The sequence below is a fragment of the Acetobacter sp. genome, from assembly GCF_022483985.1.
Lineage (GTDB): Bacteria > Pseudomonadota > Alphaproteobacteria > Acetobacterales > Acetobacteraceae > Acetobacter.
This window is the reverse complement of record NZ_JAKVME010000001.1, coordinates 963,747-980,499: the sequence shown is the minus strand read 5'-3', so window position 1 is coordinate 980,499 and position 16,753 is coordinate 963,747. Positions and strand designations below refer to the sequence as shown.

General features: G+C 56.0%; 13 protein-coding genes. 8 read left to right on the top strand and 5 right to left on the bottom strand.

The genetic code is table 11. The annotated features are described in order from the left end of the window. Positions 1-15: 15 nt before the first annotated feature. The gene (locus LKE90_RS04320; RefSeq protein ID WP_291491653.1) at positions 16-612 is read left to right on the top strand and encodes a PqiC family protein; all 597 of its coding nucleotides are present in this window, start codon (positions 16-18) and stop codon (positions 610-612) included. A 103-nt stretch (positions 613-715) separates the two neighbouring features. Here LKE90_RS04320 and LKE90_RS04315 read toward each other — a convergent pair whose 3' ends face one another. Continuing rightward, entirely contained in the window at positions 716-4,219 is a 3,504-nt protein-coding gene (locus LKE90_RS04315; protein ID WP_291491652.1) for a glycosyltransferase, read from the bottom strand. Between the two features lie 358 nt (positions 4,220-4,577). Between LKE90_RS04315 and gltX the strand changes: the two genes are divergently transcribed. Continuing rightward, on the top strand, positions 4,578-5,906 hold the full coding sequence (gene gltX / locus LKE90_RS04310) for a glutamate--tRNA ligase (RefSeq protein WP_291491651.1): 1,329 nt from the start codon (positions 4,578-4,580) through the stop codon (positions 5,904-5,906). 211 nt (positions 5,907-6,117) lie between these two features. On the opposite strand, the gene LKE90_RS04305 is transcribed toward gltX, so the two are convergent. The 4 genes from LKE90_RS04305 to msrB form a co-directional block, all read right to left on the bottom strand. After that, on the bottom strand, positions 6,118-7,869 hold the full coding sequence (locus LKE90_RS04305; protein ID WP_291491650.1) for a hypothetical protein: 1,752 nt from the start codon (positions 7,867-7,869) through the stop codon (positions 6,118-6,120). A gap of 305 nt (positions 7,870-8,174) precedes the next feature. Further along, a complete protein-coding gene (locus LKE90_RS04300; RefSeq protein ID WP_291491649.1) occupies positions 8,175-8,630 on the bottom strand; it encodes a 23S rRNA (pseudouridine(1915)-N(3))-methyltransferase RlmH in 456 nt (151 codons plus the stop codon). 30 nt (positions 8,631-8,660) lie between these two features. Then, a complete protein-coding gene (upp, locus tag LKE90_RS04295; RefSeq protein WP_291491647.1) occupies positions 8,661-9,320 on the bottom strand; it encodes a uracil phosphoribosyltransferase in 660 nt (219 codons plus the stop codon). A 1-nt stretch (position 9,321) separates the two neighbouring features. Beyond that, the gene (gene msrB / locus LKE90_RS04290) at positions 9,322-9,732 is read right to left on the bottom strand and encodes a peptide-methionine (R)-S-oxide reductase MsrB (RefSeq protein WP_291491646.1); all 411 of its coding nucleotides are present in this window, start codon (positions 9,730-9,732) and stop codon (positions 9,322-9,324) included. Positions 9,733-9,935: 203 nt separating this feature from the next. On the opposite strand from msrB, the gene LKE90_RS04285 reads away from it, so the two are divergent. The 6 genes from LKE90_RS04285 to LKE90_RS04260 all read left to right on the top strand — a co-directional run bounded on the left by LKE90_RS04285 (position 9,936) and on the right by LKE90_RS04260 (position 16,748). Next, positions 9,936-10,139: a hypothetical protein gene (locus LKE90_RS04285; protein WP_291491645.1), complete on the top strand. Its 204-nt coding sequence runs from the start codon at positions 9,936-9,938 to the stop codon at positions 10,137-10,139. 100 nt (positions 10,140-10,239) lie between these two features. Continuing rightward, positions 10,240-11,778, top strand: coding sequence for a 2,3-bisphosphoglycerate-independent phosphoglycerate mutase (gpmI, locus tag LKE90_RS04280; RefSeq protein WP_291491644.1), 1,539 nt, complete (start codon positions 10,240-10,242; stop codon positions 11,776-11,778). A gap of 158 nt (positions 11,779-11,936) precedes the next feature. After that, positions 11,937-13,256 (top strand): murein hydrolase activator EnvC family protein, encoded by a 1,320-nt coding sequence (locus tag LKE90_RS04275; protein ID WP_291491643.1) that lies wholly within the window; start codon positions 11,937-11,939, stop codon positions 13,254-13,256. A 184-nt stretch (positions 13,257-13,440) separates the two neighbouring features. Continuing rightward, positions 13,441-14,913, top strand: a complete 1,473-nt coding sequence (locus tag LKE90_RS04270) for a S41 family peptidase (RefSeq protein WP_291491642.1) — start codon at positions 13,441-13,443, stop codon at positions 14,911-14,913. Continuing rightward, a complete protein-coding gene (locus LKE90_RS04265; RefSeq protein WP_291491641.1) occupies positions 14,894-16,237 on the top strand; it encodes a divergent polysaccharide deacetylase family protein in 1,344 nt (447 codons plus the stop codon). Before LKE90_RS04270 ends, LKE90_RS04265 begins: the two co-directional genes overlap by 20 nt. Before the next feature lie 16 nt (positions 16,238-16,253). After that, positions 16,254-16,748, top strand: a complete 495-nt coding sequence (locus tag LKE90_RS04260) for an RNA pyrophosphohydrolase (protein ID WP_291491640.1) — start codon at positions 16,254-16,256, stop codon at positions 16,746-16,748. Positions 16,749-16,753 lie beyond the last annotated feature (5 nt).

Genomic DNA, 16,753 nt, shown 5'->3' with positions numbered 1-16,753 from the left:
CATAAAGGGAAGCTTATGTCTGGAATACGCAAGAAACTGCCGCTCACGGCTGGTCTGGTCTTCGCCGTGTCCCTGACTGGGTGTTCAAGCCCTCCCTTGCGCCTTTACACGCTCGCAGGTCCGGCAACGACAGTCCCTCTGTCATCCGGACCGCTCGCCCCGACAGCTCCCACGCTGGAAATCAGCCGTGTTTCACTGCCCGACTACCTCGACTCCCAGGATATTCTCACCCGTAACGGGCAGGCCATCGAACGCAGTCCGAATGGACGCTGGGCTGAGCGGCTTTCCAACGGGATTACGGACCTGATCACGGCAAGACTCAGCGCTGCACGTCCCGATATGTTTGTGACCGAGCAGGCGCCGCCGGGTTCGGCTTCGGTATCCCGCATCCGCACTGCGGTCACCCGACTGGATATTCCCGCATCCGGTCGAGCCTTTCTCGACGCCAACTGGACCTATATTGCGGGTGACGACCATATCTCGACGAGAACGGATCGGGTTCAGCTCACGTCATCCGTAACTGACAACGGCACTGACGCAAAAATAGTCGAAACGACGAATGATCTTGTCAGTCAGCTCAGCAAGGCGATTGCTTCCTCCCTGCCGCAATAAGTCGATTTTTCAGCATATTCCAGCAATGTTCGTGAAAGCGCCTTTCCTTTACCGGTTCTTTCACGAAATGTCCTTAGGTTTTTGTAAGTCCAACAGACGTGCCTCACTGATTGTCGCAGGCTATCGCCTCATTCCTGAAGCGCCGGTAAGTTCTGATGTAGTGTTCGGCAACTTTGTCGATGCCGTATCGAGCGCCGCACCGTAATGCCGTTTCCGCAAATGCTGTGCGCTCCTCGTCATTCATCATCTCCCTGATGGCCTGCATGATGAAAGACTGAAAAATTTCATCATCTTCCTCAAGAGGTAGCAAGAGACCTGCCAGACTGTGATCGTCACCTGTCATCATCGACCGGACGAAGCCAACCTCCGTCGCAATGGCAGGTGTCCCAACCTGAAGCGCCTGAATCAGCGTAAGGGGGAAAGACTCTCCCGGAAATCTCGTCGGCAGCAGCATGCAGTCAGCCAGACGATACAGGCCGCTGATACAATCCTGATAACCAAGGAAATGGATTTCAGGAATGTCACCATACTGCTCGACAAGTTCTTCCAGTGCGTCTCCGGTTCCACAAAGCAGCAGATGTACTTTTCGTCCATTTTCCGCCAGATTAAGCTGGCAGACAGCTACACATGCCTGTTTCCAGCCTTTTTCGGGGATGCAGCGGCTGGCTATGGCCAGAACGAAGTCATCTTCAGTCAGACCAAGTTGGGACCGGCTCATCGGAAATGGCCTGTCATCCAGAGCCATGCCGTTACCGATAAAGGCGATGTCTCCAACAGGCAGTTGCCCCTTCTCATCACGCAGATGCAGAAGGTTTTTCTCTGTCAGATAAACCCAGAGCGTCACAGCCTTTTCCAGACGTCGAATGATGTTTCTGGAGAAAGAAACGCATTCATAGGAACCATGCAGCGTCACCAGATAGGGCAGTACAGGCAGGGACGCATCATCAGGGAAAAACAGCAGTTCACAGAAGCAGAAATGTGAATGAATCAGGTCTGCACGCAGGTCGAGAACATAACGCCACATCCCGACCATACGCGCGGCATCGGCTGAATAGACGGGAATGGAGCGATCCAGAAGCGCACGTATCTGCGGGTCTTCCCCAGTATGTTCGTATACCAGAAACGAGACCATGACGCCCTGTTTGACAAGCTCGTTGGCAAGCTGGATGGGGAGAATTTCCCCTCCTCCCAGCTTAAATCCGAGCACGGCAAAGACAATGTGCTGTTCTTCATGCTGACAGGCAAGAACCTGCTCCAGATCGAACACGCTTTCGAAAGACCCCAAGAGCTGTTCAGCCGCCACAGAGGTAAAAGTCGATTTCAGGGCGTCAGCAAAGCGCAGCACATGGCCATCGTCCACGCCCCATTTGCGACGGAGATACTCTATCAGTTCCTGATGTTCCCGATAAAAACGGGCTGTTTTAAAACTGTTTACCGACGTATTTCTCTCATGCTGTCTGAAATACGCTCTGGCTTCAGGAGAGTAGACGATCTGGCCTCCTGCGGCCCACTCCGCATAAAGGTACCAGTCGCCAAGAACGTGAAACTGTTGCGCCCTTTCCCAGACTTCAGGCCGAACATCATGACGACGGATCAGACACCCGCCAACATTGGCAATGACGTTCGATACAGAAAAGGCGTTGGTAAACCACCATCCGGCAGGCTTCACCAGCGGTGCGTCCCATATGCCTGATTGCGCACGCTCCCTGTAACCATCAAGGCCATCCTGAAAATTGCCCTGACGGTCGCAATACTGGATGCGACCAAAAGCTATCTGGACACTGGGATCAACAAAGCTACCGACCAGTTTTTCCACAAAGGTCTCATCCGCGAAATCATCACTTTCGCAAATCCAGATGACTTCGCCCTGAGCCGCCTCTACCCCTTTGCGCCACTGTCTGAAAACATTCCCGGAATTAACTTCATTGGAAAAAATCTTTATTTTATCGGGATATTGCTCTTTGAATTTTTCCGCGATCTGAAGACTTTCATCCTCCGAGCAATCATCGAGAAAAATTATTTCTATATTTTTATAGGTCTGATTTATAATGGAGTCGAAACGTTTTTCAAGAAATTCCGCGTGGTTATAGTTGGGAATGATGGCGCTGATCAAGGGGGCGTAAGCTATGGATTTCAGGCGCTGTTCGTAAGGCACCGCTGGACGGCCTTCACGTCGTCCATGCAGAACCCAGTGCCACAGCGGGTGCATGCCCGCCTCTATGACATCTGGATATCTGTTTCGATAATAATTGGTATCAAAACCCTCACAGGGGTTCAGTCCTGCGTCATAGCCTGATCTCAGGTAATGCGCCGCGGCGGTAAAATTATCCAGATTTTCCAGAGAGATACCCGACTGCCGACTGTAGTACGGAACGTCAAAGACCTGAGCAATATCAGACGCGATCATACGCTCCGTGTCGTCGAGGACATATTCTGGTCGATGAGCGCCTCCATCCGCTTCACCCGGCGCGTCATCGCGTACGGGTGCTGCAACTGACGGATTAGCGCCTGCCCGATGGCGGACGCGCCGGACCGCGGACCTCACGAGAGGCATTTTTGAGAACACATACCGGACCGGTTTCGTCACGCGCCATGCAGTACTGTTCTCAACCGCATTATACCGGTGTTCAGCTCCGGCAAGCCTTTCAGCCAGATCCTGCGTTTCCTTGCTCAGGACATTGTTTTTCTCTTCGCGTTCATCGCAGAGGGCCGCCAGAAGGTTGGCGTTATGACACTGGGTGGCAAGGTCCGTTCTGAGAACGGCATTTCTTTCACGCTCCTCGAACAGATTACGGGCGAGATCAATGACCTTCACCTTTTCCCTGTCCAGTTCGCCTTCCAGTCTGGAAGAATGGTGTTCTATCTTTGACATGCTTTGAAAAGCATCGCTTTCCGTCACATGGTCTATGCAGACGCCGCGCACAGCCAGAGGAAGATCCGCTCTGGATGCTATGGCGATCAGATACATCGGTTCCGGAACGTCTTCAAACCGGGCGATATCGCCCTCAGCAAGCGAGAAACTGACATCCCTGCTGGCTGTGTCGGGAAAATCTATGACCGTCCCGAACATGTTTCTCTGACCGCCGAATACGACATTGGAAAAATACTGCCGCATGAGTTGCTGAAACTCATGGCTGAAAAGTTCTTTTACGTGAAACTCATTGGAATAGCCGGTGATCATGGAATAACGATATTTATCGGGGCTGGAAATGATCACCACACCCGATGGTTTCAGAACACGGACAAACTCCCCGAGCATTTTTTCATGATCGGCGACATGCTCGATCGTTTCGAAACTGACGATAAAGTCGATGCTGGCGGAAGGCAGGGGCAACGCGCAGGCATCGCCGGTCAGGAATTTTACGCGGTCGTTACCATATTTACGCTGGGCATGTTCCGCGGCGCTCCGGGACACATCCACGCCAACAACCGTCCCGGCCTTTGCACTGAGAAGAGCGCTTCCGTAACCCTCGCCCGATGCCACATCCAGAACCGCAGCCCCTTCACTGATGACCTCCCGGGCGAAAAGATAACGGTGCATATGCTCGAGCGCCGTCTCGCCGCGCATCTCAGGCATGAACCGTTCACCAGTGGCATCCAACGTCATGGTAGTTCCTCAGCACCGAATATCTGCCGGTCGAGGCATCTGCCTCAATTGCACTATTTCACCGTTTGTTAGGAGAGGGAGGAAAAAGCGTCAAGCGATGTGACTGAATCACAATCCCATGTCACAAAAAGAAAAACACCATAAAACAGCTTGTAAAATACCGTTTTTTGCATGCCTTTTCCGTCCGGCCTTCCGTTGCCTGCCCGGGATGGCGGTCCCGCCGGGACTGAAATATGATATCACCACGAGAACAGGGACGGCTCCGGTCCAACGATCCGGTCAGGGCCTTCCGTCCAGACAGACGCACGAAACCCTTTTCCCCTAGCGAACACCCAATGGGATACGGCATACCTTACTGATGAAACTTCGTTTTGCTCCCAGTCCGACAGGCATGCTCCATGTCGGCAACGCACGCCAGGCTATTGCCAACGCACTCTTCGCCCGCAGACATAATGCGGCGTTTCAACTGCGTATTGATGATACGGATATCGGCCGATCCCAGGAAATCTATGTCTCCGGCATCAAGACCGACCTCGAATGGCTTGGAATTTCGTGGGATGAAACCTTCCGCCAGACAGAGTGTCTGGATCGCTACAACCGGGCGATTGAAGCCCTGAAGGCGTCTGGCCGACTTTATCCCTGCTTTGAAAGCGAGCAGGAACTCGCCGCCAAACGGGAGATGCGGATCAGGTTGCGTAAACCACCGCTCTACGATCGCGCCATGCTCAAGATGACGGCGGCCCAGCGCGCGCAGGCCGAAGCAAACGGCAAGGTCCCCTACTGGCGCTTCAAGCTGACCGACGCCAGCAAGGGCTGGAAAGATCTTGTGATGGGTGACTGCTCCGTGAAGCTGACAGCGGTCTCGGACCCCGTGCTTGTGCGCGCGGACGGCACGATCCTCTACACGCTGGCGTCGATTGTGGATGATCTGGAAACGGGCGTGACCCATATCATCCGAGGCGAGGATCATATTACGAATACCGGCGTGCAGCTTGACATCGCCGAAGCTCTGGGCGCGAGGCCCGGTCGTTTTACGTTTGCGCACCTCCCCCTCCTGCTGGATGAAGGCGGTGGAAAACTCTCCAAGCGCTTTGATTCCATGTCCATCAAGACATTGCGTCGCGACGGCGTCGAGGCGGAAGCAATGACGACCTATCTTGCCAGTCTGGGCAGTTCCAAATCGCCTGAGCCAATGGGTTTCGACGCTCTGGCACAGGATTATGACCTGTCGTGCATCTCGAAATCCGCCGCACGCTTCGACATGAAGCAACTGTTGACGCTCAACAGGCGCATCCTCACCACCGCGGAATTTCAGGATGTCCGTGAGCGTCTGCCTGAAGGCGCTACTGAGCAGTTCTGGCTGGCCATTCGCGGCAACATCGAACTGCTTACGGAGTGCCATCACTGGTGGCATGTGACGCACGGAGAAATCAACTCTTCCGCACAACCGGAAGAACTCGACTATCTGAGACAGGCAGCCAGCCTGCTCCCGGAAGAACCGTGGTCGGAAGACACATGGTCTATCTGGACAAAAGCAATTGCCGAAGCAACGGGGCGCAAAGGGAAGGCGCTTTTCCGTCCACTCAGGCTGGCTCTTACGGGTGAAGAGCATGGCCCTGAGCTAAAAATGCTTCTGCCGCTGATTGGACGGAAACGCTCGTTGGCCAGACTGTCGTTGACAGTCTGATTTACTGTCCGGGTAAGGCAATCAGGGAGAGCCTGCCCATAATCTCGGGCGGGACAGTCTGGAGCAATTCAACGCAACGCATGTCTGTTGAGTTGCTCCAACCTTTTGCCTGTACTCAGTTTAACCATGTTCGTTTAAACTGGACTGATCTCAAGACCAGATGGCCCAGACACCCAGCGCCGCCACAGATGTCATGGACGCTATGTGACGTTCAACTGTGCGCGCTGCTGGCGATACTGTTTTTAACCTCGGTATAAGTCGCTCCATTCTGGAACAGGGTCATGGCTGCTGTCAGTTCACTGTCTGTTGGCGCACGTGAGAAACTCGCCATGTAGAATCCCGTGATAATGGACTGCGCTTCAACACCATGAGCCAGGGTCGTCACGAATGTCGCATAGGTCGTTCCATTAGACATCGTGTCCTGCCACGCGCTGATCTGGGACGACGAAGGGGTTATGCCCAGTATCGTTTCATAGGCATTGGTAATCATGCTTTGTGCCTCAACACCATGACTGATGACGCTGACCATGGCGCCATAGGTTCCGCCGGAAGCAAGATAGGATGTCCATGCGTCTAACTGCGCGGAAGCCGCGACAATACCGGTTTTATCCTTATATACAGCCGCAACGATCTGACGTGCCTGATCTCCTTGCGAAACAGAACTCACCAGATCCCTGTAAGTAGCGCCCTGCGCCAGATAATCTTCCCATGAATTTATTTCGACGGTCGAAGGAGTGATGCCGATTTTCTGCTGATAGACAGAAATGATGGCGGAAGTCATGTCACTGCCATGCGATATCGCTGTGACCATATCAGTATAAGATGAACCGCTTGAAAGCGCATTGACCCAGACTGCGAGAGCGCTGCTGCTGGGGCTGACACCTGTTTTCTGCTGATACACGCCCGTAATGACCGACTGGGCCTCCTCTCCGGAGGAGACGGCTGAAATGAGAGTGTTGTAGGTTGCGCCATTTCCAAGCGCGTCTTCCCATGAATTTATTTCATTACTACTGGGTGTATAATTAAGCTTGCTTGAATATACCGAAGAAATGATTGCTGAAGCCTCAACACCGTGAGTAACGGCCTGGGTAGCCGTCGCCAGTGTGGCCCCACCATTCGTCATGTTTTCTTCCCATGCCGCCACCTGATTGTCGGTATTCTTGATCGTCAGCCCCAGCTTGTCATAATACAGAGAAACAATAGCATCGGCTGTGTGACTGCTGGCAATGATGCTGTTTTTAAGACTGCCAAGGGTATCCTGTTTGGCCAGAAGGGCTTGTCCCTGAGTAATGATACTGTTTGAAGCCTGTTCACCGGTATAGTTAGAAAAATATGAGCTTAATGTTTGATACGCTTCACTACTGTAAGCGAGCGTCGACACCAGAGCTGAATAATCCGAGTACATAAAACCATTAGACCCCAGAGGCGCAAGCGTTATCTGGGAAGCATAGGTTGCCTGTTCCGCCGAGGTTGGATCACGACCCAACACTGACTGAAAAACCCACGAAACACTCTGGCTGATCAGAGCATCCTGATTGTTCGTGACAAAGAAAGGCGTCGTTGGTGACAGTGAAGATGACCAGACGAAATTGGTGTCGTTGATCGTATTGTCGGTTGCTTCTGACGACGTCACCAACAGTGCCGACTTTGCACTGAGAAACTGAATTGTTCCTGTTGATGAAGATAACGCTGTCGTGGAATCCTGCGCATTCGCTGCGGTCGCTGTCGCTGTGATGCCGGAAGAAGACAGTAAACTTGCCGCACTGCTAACCAGATTCCCCGTCTGGGAATAATCTCTGGAGACAAGACTGCCTGATATCGTCGTGTCAGCGACTGATGAGTTCGCGTAACCGGCGGCAAGCGCATCCGCAGTGGATTGTGTGGAAACCGTACCCGCAATAATCTGGTCACTGGTTGAGTCGCCAGTTGTGCTGCCCGACAGCAGCAGGGAGGTATCGGTCATTCCCAGCCTGTTCTTTATATAATCCCGAAATCTTCTTTATTAAGATCAGTGATTCGGAATTATGTTTAATGATTTATTAGCGATACAAAATAAATCATCACATGGTCAACAAAACATTTGTGTAAATTTTTATAATGTATTTATACTATAAAAATAAATCGAAAAATAATTATAAAAAATAATTAATTACAATAATAAATATCAAAAATATCTCTAAATACAAAAATTTATCGTAATTTTTATTTTGGATTTCATTATAAATAATAAACGCACATTCCGGAAATTTTTGGAGACACCCGAAAAACTTATGGTCGTCCAGAACGATGATAGGGATGCCCGGTGGCAATCGCGCGGGCTCTGTAAATCTGCTCCACCACCATGATGCGAACCAGCATATGCGGCCATGTGAAGCTCCCCAGAGAGATCGATGCATCTGCACGGACCACTACCGCAGCATCCAGTCCTTCCGCTCCACCAATGATGAAACAGACGTCACGCCCCGTTTCCGTCCACTCACCCAGTTTTTGTGAAAACACTTCGCTGGACATGAGTTTTCCCGCCAGATCAAGGACCACTACAAAAGCACGGTCAGGGAGGGCCGACAGAATCGCCTCTCCTTCCCGGCGTTTGATTTCCGCCGGACTACCTTTTCCATCGGGAAGTTCTGTGATTGTCAGGGGCGGATTCAGGCGTTTGAGGTAGCGTTCCACCAGTGCCCGCTCATGACTGTCCTTCATCCGCCCGACGGCGATCAGGCGCATTTCAAATGAGCCCCCTGACTGTGGGCGACACTACTTCGTTCCGAACAGCCGATCTCCCGCATCCCCCAGTCCCGGGCAGATATAACCGTGATCATCCAGTTCCCGGTCAATCGAGCAGGTAATGATCCTCACGTCAGGATGCGCCTTCTGAAGGCAGGCGACGCCCTGAGGAGCAGCAAGCAGACAGACGAAGATGATGGAACTGCATCCGGCGTTTTTAAGACGATCAATTGCCGCGACCGCGCTATGCCCTGTCGCAAGCATCGGATCGACGGCAATGCAGATACGCTCGCCGATATCGTCCGGCAGTTTCATATAATATTCGACAGCTCCCAGAGTTTCCGGGTCTCTGTACAAGCCGATATGACCGACGCGGGCTGATGGAATCAGGTCGAGCATACCATCCAGAATGCCGTTTCCCGCACGCAGGATCGAGACAAAGCAGAGTTTTTTGCCGGAAAGCTCCTCGGCCTCCATCGTCTCCTGAGGGGTCTCAATCGTCACCGGCTCAAGCTTGAGATCCCGGGTTGCTTCGTAAGCGAGCAACAGGCTCAACTCACGCACCAGCCGTCTGAATCCGGCGGTCGATGTCGTGCGGGCTCTCAGATGTGTCAGCTTGTGACGAACAAGAGGATGACTGACGACAGTAACCATATCGGTCGGCATGCGGGAACTCTCGGTTGAAGTCATGTCAAATAGCACCTGAACTGGCGGAATCTTCCGGCTGGAAATCGAGAACCAGACCGTTCATGCAATAACGAAGTCCGGTGGGAGGCGGTCCGTCGGGAAAGACATGACCAAGATGTCCCTGACAGTTCGCGCACAGAACCTCGACGCGTATCATGCCGTGACTGATGTCTCTCCGTTCCTCGATGGCTCCGGGCAGAACATCGAAAAAGGATGGCCAGCCACTCCCGCTCTCATACTTGGTGTCGGCCGTGAAAAGAGGGTTGCCGCATCCCGCGCAGCGATACTGCCCCGGCCGTTTTTCATGGTTGAGCGGACTTGAGCCCGGCCGTTCCGTTCCGTGCTCACGCAGGATACGCACCTGATCCGGTGTGAGCGATCCACAAACGGCTATCGGTGTGGATTTTTGAACCATTGCCTGACTTCCCTGAAGCCGCACACTTCGGCGGCATGCCCGCTGTAACGCCATCGTCAGAAAATACACAGCCCGTGTCAAACTGCGGTTCCTGATTTTCAGCACGGAATCGTGATGCCTGAATGATTTTAGTCCGCAACTCTCCATTCACACGGCGTTGAATCTCCGTGGACACGTCCATGGAAAGAACCGGAGAACGTGAGATGAGTGAGAAAAAACCACCCGTATGCGGGACATCAAGCTCCAGCAAGTCCATCAATGAAATTCTGGATGACGAAGGCAAGGGATCTTTCCCGGCGAGCGATGCTCCCTCGTCAGGAAAAATAACCGGGGCCAATGATTGCGTCGATGACATCGCGGACAACACCGAGAAAAAGAAAGGGGAGGATACGGGCAGTCACCCCTGAAATCCGCCTGTCCAGAATGGCAGTGACTTGGAAGCTTCGGCGTGTGGTGCCATATTTGGAGCACGAATAAAGGCGCACACAGAAGAAGGCCTGAGCAATAATGGTTCCCTCATCCACTCCCCGCCCGGTCATGCTCGCCATTCTTGACGGCTTTGGCTGGCGTGAAGACGAATCCGACAATGCGGTCCGTCTGGCGTCCACACCTGTCTTCGATGGGCTGTGGGACACATGCCCCAGCACTTTCCTCGACACCAGCGGGGAGGATGTCGGTCTGCCGGACGGACAGATGGGCAACTCCGAGGTCGGACATCTGAATATCGGCGCGGGTCGTGTGGTGATGCAGGAGCTTCCCCGCATCGGCAAAGCGATTCGGGACGGAAGCCTTGCCAGAAACGAGGCGCTGACGGCCTTTATCGACACGATGAAGGGAACAGGCGGAACCTGCCACCTGCTTGGACTTGTTTCCTCTGGAGGCGTGCATGCCCATCAGGACCACGCCGCGGCGCTGGCGCATATCCTGACCGATGCCGGTGTGAAGGTTGCCTTCCATATCTTCACGGATGGTCGTGATACAGCCCCCCAGTCCGGCGTGGGCTATGTCGGAAAACTCCTGAAAGCCCTTCCGCAAACAGTCGAGATCGCGTCGATCTCCGGGCGGTATTACGCCATGGACCGCGATAATCGCTGGGAGCGCGTGTCCAGGGTCTATGATGTGATCACCAGCGCCGAAGGCCCGCGCGCGGCCTCCCCGCTGGATGTTCTGGAGGCGTCCTACAAGGCGAATGTAACGGACGAATTTGTCGTCCCCACCGTGCTGGGGGATTTTCAGGGCGTCAGGGACGGCGACGGTATTCTTTCCTTCAACTTCCGCGCGGATCGCATCCGCGAACTGCTCACGGCGCTTCTCGATCCGGAGTTCAACGGCTTCCAGCGAAAGGCCGTGCGCCACTTTGCCGCGACAACCTGCATGACGCGGTATAGCGATGAACTCGCGAAACTGACGACCGTTCTGTTCGCTCCGCAGGACTTGCAGGATCTCCTCGGCGACGTTGTTGCCGCCGCTGGCAAAAAGCAGCTTCGCATGGCGGAGACCGAGAAATATCCGCACGTCACCTACTTCCTGAACGGTGGCCGTGAGGAAAAATTCGAAGGAGAGGATCGTATCCTCGTGCCTTCCCCCAAAGTCGCCACCTATGATCTGCAACCGGAAATGTCAGCGCCTGAACTGACGGACAAGGCTGTCGCCGCCATCGAAAGCGGCCAGTACGATCTGATCGTGCTCAACTACGCCAACCCTGACATGGTCGGCCATACAGGTGTCCTGTCCGCCGCCATCAAGGCCGTTGAAACGGTGGATACCGGGCTGGGTCGTATTGCCGACGCCATCCGCAAGCAGGGCGGCGCGTTGCTCGTCACCGCCGATCATGGAAATTGCGAAACCATGAAAGACCCGGAAACCGGCGGCCCGCATACTTCCCATACACTGAACGAAGTCCCCTGCGTTCTCATGGGAGCAGGAGATGTCAGGCTCCATCACGGACGGCTTGCCGATATCGCCCCAACGCTGCTCGGTCTGATGGGACTGCAACAACCGACTGGCATGACCGGGAAATCCCTGATCTCCGCGCAGGAGGCCTGAATTTTCCGCTGTCCTGAGACAATGGCGACAAGGGAAGAAGCGTGAGTCCCGCACAAACGCTTCCCCCTGACGCAGCAAGAAAATCATCTGTCAGCAGTCGGAGAAAATGGGCCTGTCGTGTTTTGACAGGAAGCGTCCTCTTCTTGATGGGGACGCACATGTCTGAGGCAACATCCGGCAGACAGGCCCGGCATCCGGTTTCATCGCACGCAAGTCCGCATACAGGCAGGAAAGCCGCACGGCCTTCCCTTCCGGCGTCATCCTCCACCCGTGCGACGCTCGAAGCCGCGCAGGCACGGGAAACGGCACTGAGGGCGCAGACAAAAGCGGAAGCCGCACGGCTGGAACAGGCTCGCCGACAGAATATCGCCGCAGCCACGCAGGCGGCGCAGGATCATGCCCGTTCCGTCGCCCTTTCCTCCGCGACGGTCGCGGCGGCGGAGCAACTCCAGAAAACGGAAACCCGCACCCAGTCCCTTCAGTCACAGGTCGAGGATCTCCGCGCCGATCAGCAGACGACACAGGCCGCGCTGGAGTCGGACGCCAGAGCGCTCGAACCCATGCTGCCTGTCGCCCAGCGCCTGTCGCTCTATCCCATGGACGTCCTGCTGACAGGCGCTGGCCCCACGGAAAACGTGGTGCGGGGTTTGATGGTCATGCGGGGGCTGGGCAGCCTTCTGGAAACACGCGCGGAATCCCTTCAGAGCCGACAGAAGGATCTTCTGGCGATTGAAGGCAGGCTTTCCGGACAGGTCGCGGAGCTGAACCGGATCGAGAGCCTCCAGAAACGGCAAAGGGCTGATCTGGTCAGACAGGCGACTGCGGCGCGGAATGCCCAGATCCAGTCGAACGCGGCTGCCAGACTGGCCTCCAGCAATGCCTCTCAGGAAGCAGCGAAACAGAAAGCGCTTCAGGCGGAACTCGACAGCGTGCTCGCCGCGGAAACAGCAGCCATGGCTCAGTTGCAGAGAGAGGCCGAAGCCGCGGAACGGGCAAGGAAAGCCCGTGAAGCCGCCGAAGCGCGCCGCAGAGCCCAGCTTGCCGCGGCGGCAGCGGCCGCCCGTGCAGCCGGCCATCATGTTACGGTCAGGGAAATTGAACCGCCGCCAGCAGCAATTTCAGGCCACGGCGGGGATGGCATCGTCACCGGCCATCTTCTCACGGCATGGGGACAGCCGATGGAGGGTGGCGCGGCCTCGGGCAATACATATTCGGCGGCTCCCGGTAGCAGCGTGCGCGCTCCCTGCTCCGGCACCGTGGAATTTGCCTCTCCTTTCCGGAGTTACGGCCAGATGCTGATCCTGAATTGCGGGCGCGGCTACCGCTTCGTGCTGGCTGGCCTCGGCAGCATGAATGTCGCAACAGGCCAATCGCTGGCCAAAGGCTCCTCGGTAGGGTCCATGCCCTCTTCTGGCGGGGCGCTTCTCGTCCAGCTCCGCAACGGAGCGCGGTCGGTCAACCCTAAATCGCTTCTTTGACGGGTATTATTGCTGCCATGTCCGGGTGTTGGATGACACGCGGGTTGGCGTCCCGGATGAGAGGCGGTATTCGTTTTGGTAAGAACCTTGTTGGATGATACGCCCCGACTGGGGCGATTCGTGCCGAGAGAGACAGAAAGCTGACTGCCGCGCGGCGCAGTCCGGCAACAGGAGACTTCACTTTATGACGTTCCGCACCGCCCTGCTGTTCGGAGCCGCAGTTCTTTCCGGACTGACGCTCGCGCCCGAGTTCCCTGCTGCTGGAGGACATTACGGCGTCATCGCAGAGGCTCACGCCGAGACTGCGCTCGTTTCCTCCACTGACCCCAAGGTCAGCCATGCCGAGACCTACAAGCTTCTGACCCTGTTCGGCAGCATTTTTGATCTTGTGCGCGCCAACTATGTTGATCCGGTCTCCGACCGTGAACTGATCACCAACGCTCTCAACGGCATGCTGAGCGGGCTTGATCCTCACAGCTCCTACATGACGGAAAAACAGTATGCCGACATGCAGGTCCAGACGACCGGCAAGTTCGGCGGACTGGGACTGGAGGTTCAGGGCGAAGACGGCCACGTCCGCGTGGTCTCACCGATCGACGGCACGCCTGCCTGGCGCGCGGGGATCAAACCGGGCGACTATATTGTCGCCATCGACGGGCACAATATTGACGGCAGCCCGCTGAATGACGCCGTCGAGAAGATGCGCGGCAAGCCCGACACCAAGATCACGCTCACGCTGATTCGGGCAAAAACACCCAAGCCGGTCATCGTGACCCTGACCCGTGAAATCATTCATATCGAGGCCGTCAAATCGGCTCTCTATGACAAGACGGGTTACATCCGCATCCCGCAGTTCACGGAAGATACCTCGGAAGAACTCCACAAGGCCTATGACGATCTGCTCAAGAAGGCCGGTGGCAAGCTGACGGGCGGCCTTGTACTGGATCTGCGTAACGATCCGGGCGGTCTGCTGACGCAGGCGATCGATGTCGCCTCTTCCTTCATCAGCAATGGCGAAATCGTATCCACACGTGCCCGGCATCCCAAGGACAGCCAGCGCTGGGACGCGAAGGGTCATGACATGACTGACGGCATGCCGATCGTCGTCTTGATCAACGGCGGGTCCGCATCCGCCAGTGAAATCGTGTCCGGAGCGCTTCAGGACCATCAGCGCGCCGTTCTCATCGGCACCAAGACCTTCGGTAAAGGGTCTGTGCAGACGATCATGCCTATCCCGGGAAATGGCGCCGTTCGTCTGACCACGGCGCGCTATTATACGCCATCGGGGCGTTCCATTCAGGGGCTCGGGATCGTTCCTGACGTCTCGGTGAAGGAAAGCCGCGAAGAGCCCGCTTTCAGCATCAGGGAAGCGGACCTTTCCCACATTCTGAAAAATCAGGGTGGCAACCAGACCAAGCCGCCGCAGCGTTCGGACCTGCCGCCTCTTGCATCCAAACTGCCGGAAGAGCCGCCAGCCAACTGGCCCGCTTTCGACGTGACCAAGCCGACCACGGACTTCCAGTTGCAGGAAGGGCTTCGTCTGGTACGGAGCATGGCCGGTGTTACCGCGCCTGATCCGGTCGCCGCACTGCCGCCAGCTCCCACACCGGTTTCCGACAAGACAACGCCAGTAAAGAATGAGGCCTCCCATCACTAACGACGCTCTTCATCCGGCGGACAAGGCGCTGGACGGTACGGCTGCTGCCAGTCTCTGGCAGCGTTTGCCCCCGAACGGGCGATTTTTCGTCCGTTTCTGGGGCGGTGTCTCCTTGCTGGCGCTTCTGGCCGGTATCGGCTTACAGGAACTGTCTTCCAGACACAGGACAACCGCCGCTGTCGCCGGGCAGAACAAGCCAGTCGCCGCTCCTCAGGTTGCGCAACCCCAGCCTGCAAAAGAGGTCGCTCCGAAGCCTCCCACCGCTGTTGCGGCCAATATTCCACCGGACCCGCAGAAGGTGGATGCCTCGTCTGAGGTTACTCCCGGCGTGGCCCCCATCCCTCAGCCGATGCCGGACCTGCTGGAGCCCGTGGAGGGCGATCCGGGACACAGCCTGCCGAAGGTCGGCCCGCACGGTGAAATGTCCCGCAACGTTTATGCGGCGGCTATTCCCTCCGTACCGGCAGGAAACGCCCGGATCGCCATCCTTCTGGACGGCTACGGCCTGTCCGAAGACATGAGCCTGAATGCGGCCCGCAATCTTCCTGCGATGGTCTCGTTCGCTGTGCCAGCCTATGCGCCCGCCCGCCAGCTCCTGTCTGAAACAGCCAGACTGCGTGGCCACGAAACCTTCCTTTCTCTTCCGATGCAACCATCCACGGCGCCGCTCGACGATGAAGGCCCCCGTGCCCTTGGCTATGACCACACCGCGGAAGCCGATAAGGAAAATCTGGAATGGGCGCTCTCCCGTTTCAATGGATATGTCGGCGTGACAAACGCCTTTTCGGGTCTGGATGGAGATGCCTACGCGCAGTCACCTGACTTCAGGATGGTAAGCCACATCCTTGACAGCAGGGGACTGCTCTATCTGAACGCCACGCCGGGCGCTCCACGAAGTGGTCCCGTCATGGGCGGAGACGCCTCCCTCACAATGGATACCAATACGGATGCCGCCGGGGTCGATGGTCAGTTGGCGCGTCTTGTAGCCATGGCGAAATCCCGTGGAACCGCTACCGCAGTCGCTGGACCGATGCGGCCGGTGTTCCTGCAAAGACTGATCGAATGGACCCATTCTCTCTCGAATCAGGGTGTCACACTGGTTCCCGTGAGCGCACTGAGCCGGAACGCTCCTCTTTCTCCAAGCGTTTCGGATAGCCGGACGTTGCATGTCACGGTTCCGGCGGTGGCATCCCAGCCATCGCCCACGCCTGTTGTCGCTCCGGCAAAAGTCGGGACGGCGTCAGGAAAACGCTCTGTCACGGAAACTCCTCTTGCCTCCCCTGCTTCGACGCCTGAACAGACTGCTTCGCCTCCGGCTCCATAAACTGTTGAAGACCAAGATGACTGATCCATCATCCCTGCCCTATCGCCGTAATGTCGGCGCCGTCATCTTCAATGAAGCTGGCGAAATCTTCGTCGCACGGCGCACTGATATGCCCGGTGCGGGCGGTGGACCGGATGAAGGTGTGTGGCAGTGCCCTCAGGGAGGGATTGATGAGGACGAAGCCACAGATCACGCTGTTTTCCGGGAGGTCGCTGAGGAAACCGGCATGACGTCTCTGGCTCTTCTCGGAGAACATCCGGACTGGCTGAGCTACGATCTGCCTGCCGAGCTTGTCGGCAAGGCTCTCAGAGGGCGCTACCGGGGACAAACGCAGAAATGGTACGCGTTACGTTTCACGGGACCGGAGACTGAGATCCGGCTCGATCTTGATGCACATCAGGAATTCGACGCATGGAAGTGGATTCCGCTGTCACAGCTTCCCGCGCTCAATGTGGGTTTCAAGAAGCCCGTCTATGAGACGCTCGCAGTCTCTTTTGCGCGTTTTTCCTGACCGTT